This is a genomic window from Plantactinospora mayteni (assembly GCF_016862935.1).
Taxonomy (GTDB): Bacteria; Actinomycetota; Actinomycetes; order Mycobacteriales; family Micromonosporaceae; genus Plantactinospora; species Plantactinospora mayteni.
This window is the reverse complement of record NZ_BONX01000011.1, coordinates 1-16921: the sequence shown is the minus strand read 5'-3', so window position 1 is coordinate 16921 and position 16921 is coordinate 1. Positions and strand designations below refer to the sequence as shown.

General features: G+C 71.7%; 18 protein-coding genes. 12 read left to right on the top strand and 6 right to left on the bottom strand.

The window, feature by feature from the left end; all coding sequences use genetic code 11:
* The first annotated feature begins 172 nt into the window (after window positions 1–172).
* Together Pma05_RS10415 and Pma05_RS10410 are read left to right on the top strand one after the other, a co-directional pair.
* Complete coding sequence (locus Pma05_RS10415) at window positions 173–1792, top strand: glycosyl hydrolase family 18 protein (RefSeq protein ID WP_203857141.1); 1620 nt, start codon at window positions 173–175, stop codon at window positions 1790–1792.
* A 149-nt stretch (window positions 1793–1941) separates the two neighbouring features.
* Window positions 1942–2457: a 2'-5' RNA ligase family protein gene (locus Pma05_RS10410; protein ID WP_203857140.1), complete on the top strand. Its 516-nt coding sequence runs from the start codon at window positions 1942–1944 to the stop codon at window positions 2455–2457.
* 74 nt (window positions 2458–2531) lie between these two features.
* On the opposite strand, the gene Pma05_RS10405 is transcribed toward Pma05_RS10410, so the two are convergent.
* Both Pma05_RS10405 and Pma05_RS10400 read right to left on the bottom strand, forming a co-directional pair.
* Complete coding sequence (locus tag Pma05_RS10405; protein WP_275414668.1) at window positions 2532–3329, bottom strand: response regulator; 798 nt, start codon at window positions 3327–3329, stop codon at window positions 2532–2534.
* Entirely contained in the window at window positions 3326–4309 is a 984-nt protein-coding gene (locus Pma05_RS10400) for a sensor histidine kinase (RefSeq protein WP_203857253.1), read from the bottom strand. The genes Pma05_RS10405 and Pma05_RS10400 overlap by 4 nt, the downstream gene beginning before the upstream one ends.
* Window positions 4310–4474: 165 nt before the next feature.
* On the opposite strand from Pma05_RS10400, the gene Pma05_RS10395 reads away from it, so the two are divergent.
* The 3 genes from Pma05_RS10395 (at window position 4475) to Pma05_RS10385 (ending at window position 8886) form a co-directional block, all read left to right on the top strand.
* A complete protein-coding gene (locus Pma05_RS10395) occupies window positions 4475–5182 on the top strand; it encodes an ABC transporter ATP-binding protein (protein WP_203857139.1) in 708 nt (235 codons plus the stop codon).
* A 67-nt stretch (window positions 5183–5249) separates the two neighbouring features.
* Window positions 5250–7652, top strand: a complete 2403-nt coding sequence (locus tag Pma05_RS10390; protein ID WP_239312132.1) for an ABC transporter permease — start codon at window positions 5250–5252, stop codon at window positions 7650–7652.
* Window positions 7653–7827: 175 nt separating this feature from the next.
* A complete protein-coding gene (locus Pma05_RS10385) occupies window positions 7828–8886 on the top strand; it encodes a hypothetical protein (protein WP_203857138.1) in 1059 nt (352 codons plus the stop codon).
* A 122-nt stretch (window positions 8887–9008) separates the two neighbouring features.
* Here Pma05_RS10385 and Pma05_RS10380 read toward each other — a convergent pair whose 3' ends face one another.
* The 3 genes from Pma05_RS10380 to Pma05_RS10370 all read right to left on the bottom strand — a co-directional run bounded on the left by Pma05_RS10380 (window position 9009) and on the right by Pma05_RS10370 (window position 11075).
* The gene (locus Pma05_RS10380; RefSeq protein ID WP_203857137.1) at window positions 9009–9725 is read right to left on the bottom strand and encodes an RICIN domain-containing protein; all 717 of its coding nucleotides are present in this window, start codon (window positions 9723–9725) and stop codon (window positions 9009–9011) included.
* Window positions 9726–10086: 361 nt separating this feature from the next.
* Entirely contained in the window at window positions 10087–10281 is a 195-nt protein-coding gene (locus tag Pma05_RS10375; RefSeq protein ID WP_203857136.1) for a DUF397 domain-containing protein, read from the bottom strand.
* Complete coding sequence (locus tag Pma05_RS10370) at window positions 10278–11075, bottom strand: helix-turn-helix domain-containing protein (RefSeq protein WP_203857135.1); 798 nt, start codon at window positions 11073–11075, stop codon at window positions 10278–10280. The genes Pma05_RS10375 and Pma05_RS10370 overlap by 4 nt, the downstream gene beginning before the upstream one ends.
* A 238-nt stretch (window positions 11076–11313) precedes the next feature.
* On the opposite strand from Pma05_RS10370, the gene Pma05_RS10365 reads away from it, so the two are divergent.
* The 7 genes from Pma05_RS10365 to Pma05_RS10335 all read left to right on the top strand — a co-directional run bounded on the left by Pma05_RS10365 (window position 11314) and on the right by Pma05_RS10335 (window position 15911).
* A complete protein-coding gene (locus Pma05_RS10365) occupies window positions 11314–11682 on the top strand; it encodes a hypothetical protein (protein ID WP_203857134.1) in 369 nt (122 codons plus the stop codon).
* The gene (locus tag Pma05_RS10360; RefSeq protein WP_203857133.1) at window positions 11679–11945 is read left to right on the top strand and encodes a hypothetical protein; all 267 of its coding nucleotides are present in this window, start codon (window positions 11679–11681) and stop codon (window positions 11943–11945) included. The genes Pma05_RS10365 and Pma05_RS10360 overlap by 4 nt, the downstream gene beginning before the upstream one ends.
* 112 nt (window positions 11946–12057) lie before the next feature.
* Window positions 12058–12702: a hypothetical protein gene (locus Pma05_RS42470; RefSeq protein ID WP_239312129.1), complete on the top strand. Its 645-nt coding sequence runs from the start codon at window positions 12058–12060 to the stop codon at window positions 12700–12702.
* A gap of 310 nt (window positions 12703–13012) precedes the next feature.
* Complete coding sequence (locus Pma05_RS10350; RefSeq protein ID WP_203857132.1) at window positions 13013–13648, top strand: RNA polymerase sigma factor; 636 nt, start codon at window positions 13013–13015, stop codon at window positions 13646–13648.
* A 178-nt stretch (window positions 13649–13826) separates the two neighbouring features.
* A complete protein-coding gene (locus tag Pma05_RS10345; RefSeq protein WP_203857131.1) occupies window positions 13827–14600 on the top strand; it encodes a hypothetical protein in 774 nt (257 codons plus the stop codon).
* Window positions 14578–15138, top strand: a complete 561-nt coding sequence (locus Pma05_RS10340) for an HIT family protein (RefSeq protein WP_203857130.1) — start codon at window positions 14578–14580, stop codon at window positions 15136–15138. Before Pma05_RS10345 ends, Pma05_RS10340 begins: the two co-directional genes overlap by 23 nt.
* Before the next feature lie 227 nt (window positions 15139–15365).
* Window positions 15366–15911 (top strand): hypothetical protein, encoded by a 546-nt coding sequence (locus Pma05_RS10335; protein WP_203857129.1) that lies wholly within the window; start codon window positions 15366–15368, stop codon window positions 15909–15911.
* 108 nt (window positions 15912–16019) lie between these two features.
* On the opposite strand, the gene Pma05_RS10330 is transcribed toward Pma05_RS10335, so the two are convergent.
* The coding region (locus Pma05_RS10330) for an MFS transporter (protein WP_203857128.1) at window positions 16020–16921 on the bottom strand (902 nt) is incomplete at its 5' end.

Genomic DNA, 16921 nt, shown 5'->3' with positions numbered 1-16921 from the left:
TCGCCGCGCGATCCTCTGCCGGCCTCGCTCGGGCGCCGCGCGATCCTCTGCCGGCCTCGCTCGGGCGCCGCGCGGTAAATCGAAACATGGACATCTTGACGAAGCGGTGAACTGCTGAGTAGCGTCGCCTCACTATCTGGAAAGTTTCCTATCAATAAAGGGAGACGCCACCATGAGGAGATCCATCCGCCGGGCGCTGTGGGCCGGCGTCGCGGCCGCGGTGGCCGTCGCCGTGGTCCCGATCACCGCGGCCCTCGGCGCCGGCAGCCTGACCACCAGCTTCACCGCCAGCTCCGACTGGGGCTCCGGCCACGAGGTCAGGGTCACCGTCACCAACGGCACCGACGCGCCGGTCGCCAACTGGCGGGTCGAGTTCGACCTGCCGGCCGGGACGACCATCAGCAGTTTCTGGGACGCCGACGTCACCCGCAGCGGCAACCGGGTCGTGGCGGTGCAGAAGAGCTGGGCCGGCGCGCTGGCCCCGGGCGCCTCGGCGGTCTGGGGCTACATCGGCACCGGCGGCTACCGGGCCCCGACGAACTGCACCGTCAACGGTGGCGCCTGCGGCGGTGGCGGCACTCCCAGCCCGACCCCCACCACCCCCCGGCCGACCGTGAGCCCGACCCCCACCCCGACCACTCCGCCGCCGACCACCACCCCGCCGCCGAACCCGGGCGCGCAGAAGGTGGTCGGCTACTTCGCCCAGTGGGGCGTCTACCAGCGGGCCTACCACGTCAAGAACATCCACACCAGCGGCTCGGCCGCCAAGCTGACCCACATCCTCTACGCCTTCGGCAACACCACCGGCGGCCGGTGCACCATCGGCGACAGCTACGCCGACTACGACCGGGCGTACTCGGCGGCGGAGAGCGTGGACGGGGTCGCCGACACCTGGGACGCGGGCGCGCTGCGCGGCAGCTTCAACCAGCTCCGCAAGCTCAAGCGGATGTACCCGAACCTCAAGGTGATCTGGTCGTTCGGCGGCTGGACCTGGTCCGGCGGCTTCACCCAGGCCGCACAGAACCCGGCCGCGTTCGCCGAGTCCTGCTACAACCTGGTCGAGGACCCGCGGTGGGCGGACGTCTTCGACGGCATCGACATCGACTGGGAGTACCCGAACGCCTGCGGTCTGACCTGCGACGCCAGCGGCCCGAACGCGTTCAAGAACGTGATCTCCGCGCTGCGCAGCCGGTTCGGCTCGTCGAACCTGGTCACCGCCGCGATCACCGCGGACGGCAGCAACGGCGGCAAGATCGACGCGGCCGACTACGCCGGTGCGATCAACAACCTCAACTGGCTGATGCCGATGACGTACGACTACTTCGGCGCCTTCGCCCCGCAGGGCCCCACGGCCCCGCACTCGCCGCTGACCTCGTACGCCGGGATTCCGCAGCAGGGCTTCTGGTCCGACGCGGCGATCCAGAAGCTCAAGGGCAAGGGCATCCCGGCCAACAAGCTGCTGCTCGGCATCGGCTTCTACGGCCGGGGCTGGACCGGGGTCACCCAGACCACCCCGGGCGGTACGGCCACCGGGGCGGCACCGGGCACCTACGAGGCCGGCATCGAGGACTACAAGGTACTCAAGAACACCTGCCCGGCCACCGGCACCGTCGGCGGCACGGCGTACGCGAAGTGTGGCAGCAACTGGTGGAGCTACGACACCCCGACCACCATCGGCGGCAAGATGTCGTACGCCAAGAGTCAGGGGCTGGGCGGCGCCTTCTTCTGGGAGCTCTCCGGCGACACCAGCAACGGTGAACTCATCACGGCGGTCTCCAACGGTCTGCGCTGACCGGACCGGCTGACGCCGTCGACAGGTATCGGGACGGGTCCTGGTCATCTGGGGGGTGACCAGGGCCCGTCCCGTCGACCCGGTGCGGTGCCGCCGACCCGGTCGGTCCCGATCCGGGAACGGCGGCGACCGGTCCCTAGAGTGATCAAATGGTCGCCGCCCTGGAGATGTACCTCGACACCGACGCCACCCGGCGGATCCGGGTGCTCTGGGACGCGTTGGAGTCCGAGGGTGTGCAGAGCCTGCGGTCGCTGCTGGGCCACCGGCACCGGCCGCACGTCTCGCTGGCGGTCGCTCCCCGGCTCGACCCCGACGCGGTCGCCGAGGCGCTGACCGGGACGGCGGTGGCCGCGCCGCTCCGACTCTCCTTCCAGTACGCCGGCCAGTTCGTCGGCCGGGTGCTCTGGCTCGGCCCGACTCCCACCTCGGAACTGCTGGCCCACCAGGCGATGGTGCACGAGCGGCTGACCTGGGCCGACGTACCGGTCAGCGAGCACTACCACCCCGGCCGCTGGGTGCCGCACTGCACCCTCTCGATGCGGGTGCCGAACACCCTGATGGCGGCTGCGGTACGGCGCTGCCTGGAGGTGCTGCCGGTCGAGGCGACCGTGGTCGGCGCGGCGGTGGTCGACCACGCCCGGGACATCGCCCGCCCGCTGACCTGACCAGCGGGCGAGTCAGCCCACTGACCTGACTGTGCGGCGGGAGAGTCAGCCCACTGACCTGACCGGCGGGAGAGTCAGCCCCTCGGATCGCCGGGCGCGACCAGCCCGGTCTCGTACGCCAGCACCACGGCCTGGGCCCGGTCCCGGAGGCCGAGTTTGGCGAAGATCCGGGCGACGTGGGTCTTCACCGTCGCCTCGCTCAGGGTCAACCGGTGCGCCAGTTCGCTGTTGGACAGCCCGCGACCCAGCAGCGTCAGCACCTCCCGCTCCCGGGGCGTCAGCGCCGCCAGTTCCGGCTGCCGGGCGGCGGTCCGCCCGGGATCGCCGCCGCTCGGGCCGGAGTCGGTGGTGCGGCGTGCCGAGTCGGTAGCACCGCGCGCTGGGTCGGTGGCGCCGCGTGCCGAGTCGGTGGTGGCGCGCGCCGAGTCGGTGGTGGCGAACCGTTCCACCAGGCGTCGGGTGATCGACGGAGCCAGCAGGGCGTCGCCGGTGTTGACCAGCCGGACGGCGGCGGCCAGGTGTTCCGGGGTGACGTCCTTGAGCAGGAAGCCGCTGGCTCCGGCGGCCAGCGCGGCGTAGACGTACCGGTCCAGGTCGAAGGTGGTCAGCATGATCACCCGACAGTCCGGGGACTGCGCCAGGATCCGCCGGGCCGCCTGGAGGCCGTCCATGTTCGGCATCCGGATGTCCAGCAGTACGACGTCCGGCCGCAGTTCGTACGCCGCCGCCACCGCCTCGACCCCGTCGGCTGCCTCGCCCACCACGTGCAGGCCGCGGGCGGTCAGGATCATCCGGAACCCGGTCCGGACCAGCGCCTGGTCGTCGACGATCAGCACCCGGGGTGCCGGCCGGGTCTCCTCGGTATCCGTCACGGCCGGTCCAGCGGGATGCGGGCCCGGACCCGGTAACCGCCGCCGAGCCGGCGCCGGGCGTCCAGGTCGCCACCGTAGACCGCGACCCGCTGGCGCAGCCCCAGCAGGCCCCGCCCCGCGCCGCCCTCCCCGCCCGGCGCGGACCCTCCGGACCCCGGCCCACCCGCCGTGGCCGGCCCACCCGAGCGCCCGTCCGTGGACCGGCCACCGGCGGACCCGCCACCGGAGGACGCACCTGCGGACCCGCCACCGGAGGACGCACCGGCGGACCGGCCACCGGAGGACGCACCGGCGGACCGGTCGCTGGCGGAGGCGCCCGCCGGCCGGCCGCCGGAGAGCACGCTCGGGCCGGTGTTGAGTACCTCCACCCGCAGGTAGTTGTGTGCGTACCTGATGGTCACCTCGGCCTTCTCCCCGTCGCCGTGCCGCAGCGCGTTGGTCAGCGCCTCCTGCACCACCCGGTACGCGGTCAGGTCGATCCCGGCCGGCAGCGGACGCGGTTCCCCGGAGATGCGTACCTCGACGGGCAACCCGGCGAAGGCGATCCGGTCGACCAGCGGGCCGAGTTGGCCCAGCCCGGGTTGCGGGTCCAGCCCCGACCGGTCGGCGACGGTGTCCTCGCCGTCCTGGGCCGGTGCCAGCAGGCCGAGCAGGTGGCGAAGCTCGGTCATCGCGTCCCGGCCGGCGCTCTCCACCGCGAACAGCGCGGCGGCGGCCTCGTCCGGCATGCTGGCCAGCACCTCCCGGGCCGCCCCGGCCTGCACCACCATCAGGCTCACGTTGTGGCTGACGATGTCGTGCAGCTCCCGGGCGATCCGGGCCCGTTCCGCCTCGACCGCGACCCGGGCGGCGCTCTCCCGTTCCCGCTCCAGCAGCCAGCTCCGCTCGCCGAGCGCCCGGCGGTGCAGCCGGCGGGCCCGGACCAGCGCCACCGCCAGCCACCCGACGGTCGCGCCGGCCGCCGCGAGCGCGCCGACCAGCCAGCCGACCGTTCCGGTTCCCCCCACGCCGACCACCTTCGCAGTACGCGGCACGATCCGCGTCATCCCCGGGCAGCAATGCCGTACATCCCCAGGATGACCTGGCCGGACGTTACCTCCCCGGGCTGATGCCGACCCCGCCCCGTCCTGCCTAGGTTGGTCGCCATGACCAGCGCAGACAGCACATCAGAGGTCGTCGTGCGGCTGACCGACGTGCGCAAGGAGTACGGCGACACCACCGCCCTGGCCGGGGTGTCGTTGGAGATCCGGGCCGGCGAGGCGGTGGCCGTGATGGGGCCGTCCGGCTGCGGCAAGTCGACCATGCTGAACATGGTCGCCGGGCTCGACCGGCCCACCTCGGGGGAGGTCGTCGTGCACGGCGACGACCTGGGCCGGCTCGACGAGACCGGCCGGGCCCTGTTCCGGCGCCGCCGGATCGGCATGATCTTCCAGTTCTTCAACCTGCTCGACGACCTGCCGGCGCTGGACAACGTCGCGCTGGCCGCGCAGTTGGTCGGGGTACCGGCCCGGCAGGCGCGCAGGCGGGCGCTGGAACTCCTCGACGAACTCGGCATCGTCGACCGGCGGAACATCTATCCGGCCGCGCTCAGCGGTGGCGAGCGGCAGCGGGTGGCGGTGGCCCGGGCACTGATGAACCGGCCCGCCCTGCTGCTGGCCGACGAGCCGACCGGCGCCCTGGACAGCTCGGCCGGCGAGCAGGTGATGGACCTGCTGCTCGACCTCAACCAGATCGGCCAGACGCTGCTGCTGGTCACCCACGACGAGCGGCTGGCACACCGGTGCGCCAGCCGGCTGGTCGAGCTGGCCGACGGCCGGGTGGCCGGCGAACGCAGCCTGGAGCGGGCGGCATGAGCGAGCGAATCAGCCAGTTCAGTGCGACGGTGCCTCATGGCGGCACGGAGCGCAGCGGAGTGCCGGCATGAGCGGGCTGGCGCAGCCGCTACCGTCCCGGGGACGCGGTACGGGCGCGGTGTGGCGGGCCGCCCGGGCCGCCGTACGACGCCGGAAACTTCAGACGGTCGTGATCGGGCTGGTACTCCTCTTCTCCGCCGCCACCACCGTGATGGCGCTGGGCCTGCTGGTCGCCTCCACCGCACCGTTCGACGACGCGTTCGCCCGGCAGCGCGGCGCACACGTCGCGGCGGCGTACGACTCCACGCTGGTCTCCGAGGCGCAGCTCGCAGAGGCGGCCCGGCGGCCCGGTGTCGAGGCGGTCGCCGGCCCGTTCGCCCAGGCCGTGCTGGAGGTACCGCTGAACGGCCCCGGGCTGACGGGCGGGCCGCTGAACGTGGTGGGCCGGGCGGACCCGGCCGGTCCGGTGGACCGGGTGGACCTCTGGGCGGGGCGCTGGCCCCGCGCGCCCGGTGAGATCGTGCTGAACGACACGCCACCGGCCCGGGACCTGGCCGGCTTCGGGCCGGAGCGCTGGCAGCCGCCGATCCTCGGCACCAGCGCCGAGATCCCGGGCGGGCCGACGCTGACCGTCGTCGGCGTGGCGTACAGCCTGGGTCGGACCGCCGACGCCTGGGTCACGCCGGAGCAGATCCAGGCGTTCCGGCCCTCCTCGACCCAGGTGCTCTACCGGTTCGACTCGGCCGCCAACGACGAGGAGATCGAGGCCGGGATGGCGACGGTCACCGAGGGGGTACCGGCGGACGCCCTGCTCGCCGCCCAGTCGTACCTGCTGGTCAAGCAGGCGGTCGCGGCCGAGCCGGGGGTGTTCGTGCCGTTCCTGATGGTCTTCGGGATTCTCGGGCTGGTAGCGGCGGTGCTGATCGTCGCGAACGTGGTCAGCGGGGCGGTGGTCTCCGGCTTCCGGCACATCGGCATCCTCAAGGCGCTCGGCTTCACCCCGGGGCAGGTGCTCGCGGTCTATCTGGTGATGGTCAGCGTGCCGGCGGTGGTCGGGTGCGCGCTCGGCACCGTGCTCGGCAACGTCGGGGCGCAGCCGCTGCTGGACATCTCGTTCCAGGGGATGGGCTTCGGACCGGTCGGGATCAGTCCACTGGTGAGTGTGGCGACGCTGCTCGGGATGCCGGTCGTGGTCGTACTCGCCGCGCTGGTCCCGGCGTCGCGGGCCCGCCGGCTCTCCGCGGTCGAGGCGATCAGCGCCGGCAGCGCACCCCGGGTCGGGCGCGGGCTGCGGGTGCAGCGCTGGCTCAGCGGTACCCGGTTGCCCCGCGCCGTCAGCCTCGGCCTCGGCCTGCCGTTCGCCCGGCCGGGCCGGACCGCGCTGACCATCTCGGCGGTGCTGCTCGGGGTGACCACGGTGACCTTCGCGACCGGCCTGACCAGCACGGTCACCCGGTACGCCGACGCCACCGACGGAAACGACCACGTCGGGGTACGCGCCGCCGACCCCGAGCGGAGCACCCTGCGCCCCGCCTCGTCGCTGACCGACCCGCAGATCGAGGCGCTGTTGCGGTCGCTGCCCGGCACCAGCCGGGTGACCGTCAACCTGACCCTCGACTTCTCGCTGGTCGGCTCCGCCCAGCCGGTCGGGGTCAACTTCCTGCGCGGGGACATCGAGACCCAGGGCTATCGGGAACAGGTGGTCGAGGGGCGCTGGCTGGCCGGCCCGGACGAGGTGGTCGCCCCGTCGGAGTTGCTGGGGGAGCGTGGACTCGCCGTCGGCGACCGGATCACGATGGAGGCCGACGGCCGGCGGAGCACCGCCACCATCGTCGGCGAGACGATGGGCGGTGCGCCCGGTCCGCCCGGGCTGCTCGCCGACTGGTCGGCGGTCGGCCGGCTCGCCCCGGCGCACCAGCTCGGCAACCACGAGGTGCTCTACCAGATCCAGCTCGCGCGCGGCACCGACATCCCGGCGTACACCGCGGCGGTGGAGGCGGCGGATCCGGGCCTGGACGCCTGGGACAACGGCGGTACCGACAGCTTCACCGTGGCGGCGGTCAGTCTCGCGGCGGTGGTCACCCTGATGCTGGGCATCGTCACGGCGCTCGCCGTCTTCAACACCGTGGTGCTGAACACCCGGGAACGCCGTCGTGACCTCGGAATGCTCAAGTCGATCGGGATGACTCCGAGGCAGGTGACGGCGATGATGGTGACCTCGATGGCGGTGCTGGGAACGCTCGGCGGACTGCTCGGCATCCCGGTCGGGATCGTCGCGCACCGCCTGGTCGTGCCGATCGCCTCCGGTGCGGCGCAGATCCGGGTACCGGACTCGTTGATCAACGTCTGGTCGGTTCCGCTGCTCGGCGTACTGGCGCTGGCGGGGGCGGCGATCGCGATGCTCGGGGCACTGTTGCCGGCCCGCTCGGCGGCGCGACTGCCGATCGCCGAGGTACTGCACAACGAGTGACACCGGGTCGAGCGGTGTGGCCGCGCCGATCCCGGTGCGGCTGCGCCGATCCCGGTGCGGTGCAGCCAATCCGTCGACTGCACTCAAATCGCTCGTCGTCAGTTGGACATGTGCCGGCCGACGTCGATCCCGTAGATTGCCCGCGGTCTATCCAAACCCGACCGTGGGAGGACACATGCCTGATCGGTTCAGGACCGCCGGGAGATCCCTGGCGGCGGCCGTACTGGTGCCGGCGCTGGTGGCCGTGGGGCTGGCGGCGCCGGCACCGGCCAGCGCGGCGGTGAGCCGGGCGGAACTGGCGCTGCGCTGGGCCCCGATCCACTACCAGGACGTCGACGCGACCGGCAGCCACGCGCTCGGCGGCCGTTCCGACTACATCACCGCCGTCGACTTCGACGGGGACCTGAACGGGCGGAACAACTGGGACAACGCCGCCGGCTCCGGCGCCTCGTTCGCCGCGCAGGCGTACTACTCGGTGCTGGAGACCAGCACGCACTGGTACATCACGTACCTGTTCTTCCACCCCCGGGACTGGACGGACCACCCGTTCTTCGAGACCGAGCACGAGAACGACGGCGAGGGCGTCATGTTCGCCATCGAGCGGAACGGCTCCGACTACGGGGTACTGCGCGGGGCGGTGACCGTGGCGCACAGCGACTTCTACTCGTACACCCCGGCCGGGAGCACCTGGACCAGCGGGCGGGAGAACGTCGACGGTACGCTCCAGATGCAGTCGTCGCCGCACGACTCGTTCCAGCACCCGGTGACCGCACAGGAGGCGCAGGGGCACGGGCTGAAGGCGTACCCGCAGTACAACATCAACGGGGACGGCATCGTCTACTACCCGTCGACGGTGGCCGAGACGCCGAGCAACGGCAACGACCGGGACGTCCGCTACAAGCTCGTGGACATCTTCGCCTCCGGTGGGCTCTGGCCGCAGCGGGCCAACGCCAACCTCTTCGCCAACCTCGGCACCTTCGCCGGGGACACCTCCGGTGACTGTGGCGTCGGCACCTTCTCCTGCTCGACCAACTCGGCGAACGCGCCGTGGGGCTGGGACGACGGCAACGACCTGCCGGGCCGGGGCGAGATCGCCACCGACTCGGCGAAGCTCTCCGTCGAGTACTTCACGATCCCGGGCAGCCTGTCCCGGTCGTACACCTACAACCCGTACGCCGGTGCGGCGGCGGCGTTGCGGGAGGCGGCGAAGACCGCGCCACCGGTCGTCGACTGAGCCAGGCGGTCGTCGACTGAGCCAGCGCGGTGGGGCAGCCGGGTTCCGGCTGCCCCACCGTCGGCACGTGATCGGCTGATCGGCCCGGTCGCCACCGTCGCTGGTCGATCGCCGCCGCCGCGCTAGCCGATGATCACCGGAGTGGGATCGTAGATCTTCCACATCTGGTTGAAGGCGTTCCAGTCGGTGGTGGCCGAGATGCAGCTCCACTGCTGCAACACCGCCTGCTGGGCAGGCCGCCCGGACGGCGCGGCGGCATCCAGGCACATGCCGGTCTCGCGGTTCTTGATGAGCACGAACCAGGAGCCGAAGCACTGACCCGTACAGGGTTTGTGGAAAACCTCCTGGGTGAACCACTCGCCCGGGGTGTAGCCGGCGGAACAGTGCGGGAACTGGATGATCGGCGTGCCGTTGTCGTAGAACCCGGCCCGCCAGTCGAGCATCAGGCACTGACCGGAGTGCCGAGCCCTGATCCGGAAGAAGCCGCCCCCGCTGTCGAGCAGGTCGAACTCCTGCGAGGCGCTGGTGTTGTCCGGCCAGAGGAAGACACCCTGATGATTCGCCGTGGAGGCCCACATCACGTCGGCGCGAAGGGTGCTGTAGCCACTCACCAGCTCTCTGCGGTTGGTGTCCGCGTACGCGGGAGTGGGTGCGATCATCACGACGGATGCGACCACCAGGGCCATCGCGATGGCGAGGCCCCGCAGCAGGGTGCTCGCCGCGTGCCCCCCGCCCGTCGGTGGTCCCGGCTGGCCGGTCGGATTTCCGGATCTGTCGAGCCGGCCGACCAGCCTGCCGAGGCGTGGTCCGGTGGCTCTGCCGTCGTCTGGGTCGAACAAGGGGAATCCGGCGCCGAGCATGCTTCCTCCAACCGGGAGTGCGACAGTGAGATGCGGCTCCGCCAACGGCCTGGTCGGCGGCTCGCCTGCGGCTCACTGTCCGGCGTCGACAGGGTGTCCGGCGGGATCCCGGCCGAACCCGAACCCGAACGTTGAGGTGGCATGGTCGGCAACATCGATGTGGCACGATCGGCAACGTCGCCTACTGACCGCCGACGGGGGCACCGCTTACTGATCGCCGACGGGGGCACCGCCTGCTGAGGCGGCGCCCCCGGATGAGCCTGCTACCAAGATTCTTGGCGAGTTAAGGTTCCCCGCGAACCATTTCTCGCCAAGATCCCTGGAGCTTCGGTCTTAGCGGTCAGGTGGTTGGGTCGAGGTGCTGGGCGAGGCGTACGAACGCCTGCCAGTGGGCCGGTCCGAAGGCCAGGGTGCCGCCGTCGCGGTCTTTGGTGTCGCGTACGAGCACGATGTCGGGCAGGTTGTCCGCCACTTCCACACAGGACCCGCCGTTCGCACCCGAGCGGGTGGACTTCCGCCAGTTGGCGCCGGTCATGTCCATTCCTTCGCCACTTCCCTTATCAGTTCGAGCGACTGTGGTCTGGGGAGAGCCTCGCTGCGGATCGCCTCCCAGATGCCCTGGAGCGTGGCTAGTTCCTCGGCCCTGTCGACGATCTGTGCTCGCACCTGATGGTCGAGGTGCGCCACTACTGACTGATCCGGCAGCGTCGCCAGGGTGAAGCCTCCCTGTAGGCCAGGGTAGACCCCGACCTCAGGAGGAACCACGAGGACCTGTATGTGTGGCAGCTCCGCGCAGGTCGCCAGGTGTTGAAGCTGCTGGACCATCACACCCGGCTCGCCGCGAACCGGTCGGCGAAGGACCATCGCGTCGAGGACGAAGACGAACTGTGCCGGACTGCCGGTGGTGAGCACGCCCTGCCTGTCCAGCCGGCTCTGGATTCGCTGCTCGGTTTCCTCCGGCGTGAGGTGGACCCCGACGAGCGTTGCCCGAGCATAAGCCTCGGTCTGTAGGAGCCCTGGCACGTACGCCGGCTCGTACCAGCGGAGCAGGCGGGCCAGGCGCTCGAACTCGATCCAGTCGCGTAGCCAGGCCGGCGTGCTGTCCAGCTTGGCGAGCTTCTTGAGCATCCGGCTGAACGTGCCGCCGGTCTGGAAGGTCTGGTCGATCTTTTCCACGTATTCGTCGGTCGGCGGACGCTGGCCGGTTTCCACCGAGCTGACGTGTGATCCGGAATAGCCGATCTTGCGCCCGAACTCCTCCTGACTGAGTCGCTGCTCAGTGCGAAACAGCCTAAGCTCGGCGAGGACGTATTCCGTGACGAGTCCCATCGATAATCCCACCTCTGCTCACTTCCGAAGATTCGCTTCACAAAATCGCTCGCCTGCCGCTCTGACCAGCACGGATGCCGCGAGCACGTATCGACCGTAGTGCACTCCACGACAGAGTGTCACTAGCGGAACCGCCCGGAATTCAAATGGCATGGTGACCGGCCGGGCGGAACCTGCGGGGGCCATCTCACTTCCCCCCGTAATGAGATGGCCCCCTTCCAACTCCGAAGGAGACGCGATGCGGAAAGTACGCCGGACTCGGCCCGTCCCGCTCGTTTTCCGGCACTGTCGCGACTGGCGTCGGCTGTGGTTGTGGTGCCGGTGCGGGCGGCGATGGTCGTCGTGCCCGTGGCAGGGACTCTCGATCCTGCTGCCGCAGACGGTCCCGGCCCCCGACCTGCCGCCCCAACTCGCGATGCCGACCGTCCCGCCGGCACCGGACCCGCCACCGCCGGCACCGTTGACGCCGCCGCGCGGGCGCAACCGGCACCCGCGCTGGAACGCGGAGTACCCGACCCACCGGGCGCTGCCGGCGCTGGTCGACGGCGCTCGCGGCACGCTGGGGGAGTGGCGGCGGGGCCGCGCCGGCACCGGGGCGTGGAGATGACCGCCCCGGAGCCGCCGATCGGCCCGCACACTCCACTGCGGCCAATCTGGCTGTGTCGCACCGACGGGCAGCCCTGGCCGTGCGCCGCCGCCCGGCTCAGCCTGGTCCGGGAGTACCCGGACACCCGCGTCGCGCTCTGCGTCCATCTCGGCTCGTCGCTCGCCGAGGCGTACCGCGATCTGCATGCGCTCAACCCGGCCGGCGCTCCGGCGGCGAGGGCACTCAGCGAACGCTTCCTCGGCTGGGTGCCCGCCCGCCGCTGACCCCGTCGCCCACGACGGCGGCTCGGCACGGTCCCCCTAACCTCAGTTGACCAGGGCGGATATCCAAATACAAGACTGGAATTCGGTGCGTATCGGGCTCACGATTCTGGGCATGCCATGGGACCCTTTCAGCACCCTGCGCCGGGCGCTCTGGATCGGCGGCGGTCAGTGGGCCGGCAAGTCGACGGTGGCCGGAATCCTCGCCGAGCGGTACGGCCTGACGCACTACCACTACGACTACCACGACGCGCGCGGCCACAACGACCGCCGGGTGGTACGCCGGATCCGGCGCGGCGAGCCGGCCGAGCCCGACTGGGAGACGGTCTGGGTCCGTACGACGCCGGAGGAGATGGCCCGGCAGGTGCTGGTCGAATTCGCCGAGCGGTTCGAGTGGGTGCAGGACGACCTGCGGGCGCTCGCCTCACCCCGGCCCATTCTTGCCGAGGGCTGGGGGTTGCGGCCCGACCTGGTCGCGCCGGTCACCGGATCGACCCGGCAGATGGTGGTGATGGTGCCGACCGAGGAGTTCCGGCAGCGGCAGCTCGACCGGCTGCCCCGGGCTGGTCGGCTCGGTCACCAGGTCAGCGACCCCGAACTCGGGCAGCGGAACCGGATCCAGCGGGATCGCCTGCTCGCCGAGGACGCCGTACGCGGTGCCCGCCGGCTCGACATCCGGGTGATCGAGGTCGACGGCAGCCGGGACGCGGAAGGGGTCGCCGGGCTGGTGGCCGACCACTTCGCGCCGTTCCTGCCGTAGCCGCGCCCCCGCACCGCTCCGCGTCGAATCCGCGTCGAACGTCAGCGGATCGTGCCGAGCACCGAGCACACCGAGCACCGAGCACACCGAGCACCGAGCACGGAGTACCAAGCACGAAGCACACCGAGCGCCGAGCGCCGAGCGCCGGGCGCCGGGCGCCGGGCGCCGGGCGCCGGGCGCCGGGCGCCGGGCGGCGAGCGGCTAGGCGTCGGGCGAGTGTGCTCTGAACGGTCTCGCACTCGACGGGAACCGGCTGCGCGACGGTCGGCAATAACGGGTGTCAGGGAAATCGTCGAGAGGCCGAGACAACGTGATCGGACAGAACTGGGCACCGCCACGGGATCGCTCCGGCGTCGGCGTCGAGGCCGAGGAGACCGCCGACGCCGTGGTCATCCGGAGGTCGTACGACGATCCGGAGGTCTTCGCCGTCCTGTTCCGCCGGCACGCCGCCGCGCTGCTGCGCTACCTCGGACGCCGGATCGGTCCGGAGGCCGCCGAGGACATACTGGCCGACACGTTCCTGGAGGCGTTTCGTCAACGGCACCGCTACGACTCCACCCGGCCGGACGCCCGGCCGTGGCTCTACGGGATCGCCACCAACCGGATGGGGCGGTTCCGGCGTACGGAGTTGAAGCAGCTTCGGGTGACCGAGCGGAGCAGTGTCGACCCCGTGCTGGAGGCGTTCACCGAGCGCAGCGACGCCCGGGTGAGCGCGAGTGCGACAGGCCGACAGTTGGCGGGTGCCCTCGCCCGGCTGCCGCGTGGACATCGGGACGCGCTGCTGCTGTTCGCCTGGGCGGAACTGACCTACGAGGAGATCGCGGTGGCTCTCGGGGTACCGGTCGGCACCGTCCGGTCCCGGATCAGCCGGGCTCGCGGCACGTTGCGCAAGGCGCTTGGCGGGGCCAATCCCATGACTGTCGAAGAGGGGGAGCCCAATGGATGAGATGAGGGAGTTGCGAGCAATGCGGACAGATGTTCCCGTACCAGGTCCCGAGCAACTGGCCGGCACGGAGACGCGGCTGACGGCGGCGATGGCATCGGCCAGCCCGACCGGGGCAGGTCGGGCGACTGGCACCGGGGCATGGCGGCGGTGGTTGCCGCGGCCGGCGGTACGCGTCGCGGTGGCCACGGCGGCCGTCGCGGTGGTGGCGGTGGGCGCGACCCTCGCCGGGCTGGTCGGCGACGCGGGCCTGGGTGAGGGTGGTGGCGGCACGACGGTGGCGGAGCAACCGCCGACGCTGCAACTGGCGGCGGCTGCGCGGGCAACCGGAGAGAACAGTTTCGCCTTCAAGGTGTGGAATCGGTGGAATCGGGAAATTCGCCGCGACCAGCCGCTCTTCGAGGGCGCCTACGACCCGGTGGGCGAGCGGGGTTTCGTGGTTACGACCGACCGACGCGGCAATGGCTTCGAACAGCGGATCATCGGCGACCACCGTTATCAGATCCGTATCGTCGACGGTAAGGCGGTCGAGGTGCAGAAGCTGATGGGCCGCTCGCTTCTCGGGCTCGAGGCGGCACTGCCGGGCGACGTGACCACCGACCCCACCGACATGCTGAACGCCCTGGCCGAGGCGGGCACGGTGGAGAAGACCGGGAGCGCCGGCGGGGTCGAGACGTACGCGTTCCAGTACGACGAACTGCCGTACACGCCGGCCCCCCCGACCGGAACGCCGGCCCCTGCCAGGACGCCGGCCCCGACCAATCCGCGTACGGGCGCCCCCGCACGGCTTACCTATACCGGGACCGTCGAGGTGCGCTCGGGCAAGGTCAGCTCGGTGACATACCGCCCGGTGGACTCGGCGCCCCGCAGCCAGGGGGATGGGCTGCTGATCGAAACCACCATCGAGTTCTCCAACTACGGTATGCCGGTCGATGTCGAGGTCCCCAAAATCTGACCACCTCGCACCCGTTGAGGCGACCGGGACCGGGCAACCGGCACCGGTTGCCTCAACGCCATGCGCCCGGCGGTACGGTCCGGCGGGCCAGGTCGAGAGCAACTCCTGCCGCGAGGAGAACGACCTCGCCACCGCGTCGTTCGCCGAACGGCTGCACCTGACCGACCACTGGCGTACGGCGCACGCGTTCCACTCCAGCCTGCCCGGGTGGCTGGTCGCGTTGCCGCGCCGACACGTCACCTCGATCGCCGAGTTGACCCCCGCCGAGGCCGTCGAGCTGGGCCCGCTGCTCCACCGGCTCAGCACCGCCCTGCACGACGTCGTACGCTGCGCGAAGACGTACGTGATGCAGTTCGCCGAGGCGGAGGGCTTCGGGCACGTGCACTTCCACGTCGTACCCCGGATGCCCGACCTTCCGACGGAACACCGCGGGCCACGGGTCTTCCACTACCTCACCCGCCCCGAGAGCGAATGGCTGACGAGCGACCGGCGCGTGGAGGTCGCCGTCGCCATCGCCGAACGGCTCCGGACGGGTTGATCGGTCGGCCCGGTGGCCGCCATCCGGGTTCAGGACTCCGGCCCGGCCGCCTCCTCCGGCGAGCGGCCGATGGGCGACCGAGCAGACCTGATCGGGACGAACGTCAGGTGGCTCCGGGCCGGATCGGCGGAGACCGCGAGACGGCGCACCGATCGCCTGATGTCGCTGCGGGGGCGGGCCGGGCTGGCGGGCGGCGTCCACAATGAGGACCGATCATCGGAGGCAACATGGACAGCGAGCTGGACCTGCCGGTCGTACCCGATCTGCCGCCCGTCTGGCTGCTCGACGTCGACGGTGTGATCAACGCCCGTCGGCCGGGGTGGGGCCGAGCGGCCCGCCGGGCCGACGTCTGGTCCCAGTCCGACCGGTGTGAGTACCCGCTGCGCTGGGCCGGCGCGCTCGTCGACCGGATCCGCACGCTGCACGAGTCCGGGGCGGTGGAGGTGCGCTGGTGCACCACCTGGTGCCCGGAGGCGGACGTGTTGGAGCGGCTGTGGCGGCTGCCGGTGCTGGATCGGGCCCTCGCCTGCGATCCGGTGCCGACCGGCGAACTGGGCTGGCCGGTCAAGCTGACCGCCGCACACGCGGTGCTGGCAGCCGGTCGTACCCTCGTCTGGACCGACGACGAGGCGATCCCGGCGGGGGACAGGATCCTGGACCGGGCGGTGGCCCGGGGTGTCGCCCTGCTGATCATGCCCGACCCCGGGCGGGGACTCCGCCCCGCCGACCTCGACGCGATCGAGGCGTTCGCGCGGCGGCACGCCCCCACCTGACGGTCGACGCGGTGGAACTCTCCGCCGCCGAGCACACGGCCCTCGCCACCGACCTGGCGACCGCCGCCGAGATCAGCTCCGAGATCGGCGTCGAGATCAGCTCCGAGATCAGCTCCGAACTGCGCCGCTGACCACGGCGGGTGGATCGGCGATGCGGGCCACTCGGCGTTCCCGGGGTGGGCCGGCGAGCAGGTGGCCGGCGACCGCGAGCAGGCCGAGCCCGCCGACCGCGAGCCAGTGGGCGTCGCCGAGGTACTGCAGACTCACCCCGCCGACCGCCGGGGCGACGAAGGCCGCGGCCGGGAAGGTGAGGAAGAAGACCGCCTGGTAGCGGCCACGCAGCCGGGGCGGGGCCAGTTCGGCGTTGATCTCCGCGTTCGGCGGTGCGGCGAGCATCGCGCCGACCGTCCAGACCAGCGCCGCCAGCAGGTACCCGGGCAGTCCGTCGGCGACGGTCAGTCCGGCGTACCCGAAGGCGGCCAGGCCCAGCGCGGTGGCCAGCACCCGGTGCTTGCGGCGACCGTCGATCAGCCGGGGCACGAAGAGCTGACCGATCACGATGAACAGCCCGCCCAGCGCCACCACCAGCCCGTACGCCGAGGAGCTGAGCCCGTCGTTGCGCATCGCCAGCGGCATCACCGTCGAGTTCTGCGCGGTGATCACGGCGTGCGCGAAGGTCAGTGCGACGAAGGCCAGGAAGATCCGGTCGGTGAGCGGGGTACGCAACCCGGCCCGCCGGGCCCGCACCGCCCCCGGCCCGGCCGTCGAGGTTCCCGGGTCAGCCGTCGAGGCTCCCTGGTCGGCCGTTGAGGTTGCCGGGGCCGTCCGGGCCAGGGTCTCCGGCACCTTCCAGGCGATGATGACCGTGGTGGTGAGGGTGGCCGCCGCGTCGACCAGGAACAGGGCCAGATAGCTCGCCTCGGCGAGCAGCCCGGCCAGCGCCGACGCGCCCGCCATGCCGAGGTTGAACGCCCAGAACTGGAGGTTGAACGCGCGGGAGCGGCGGGCCG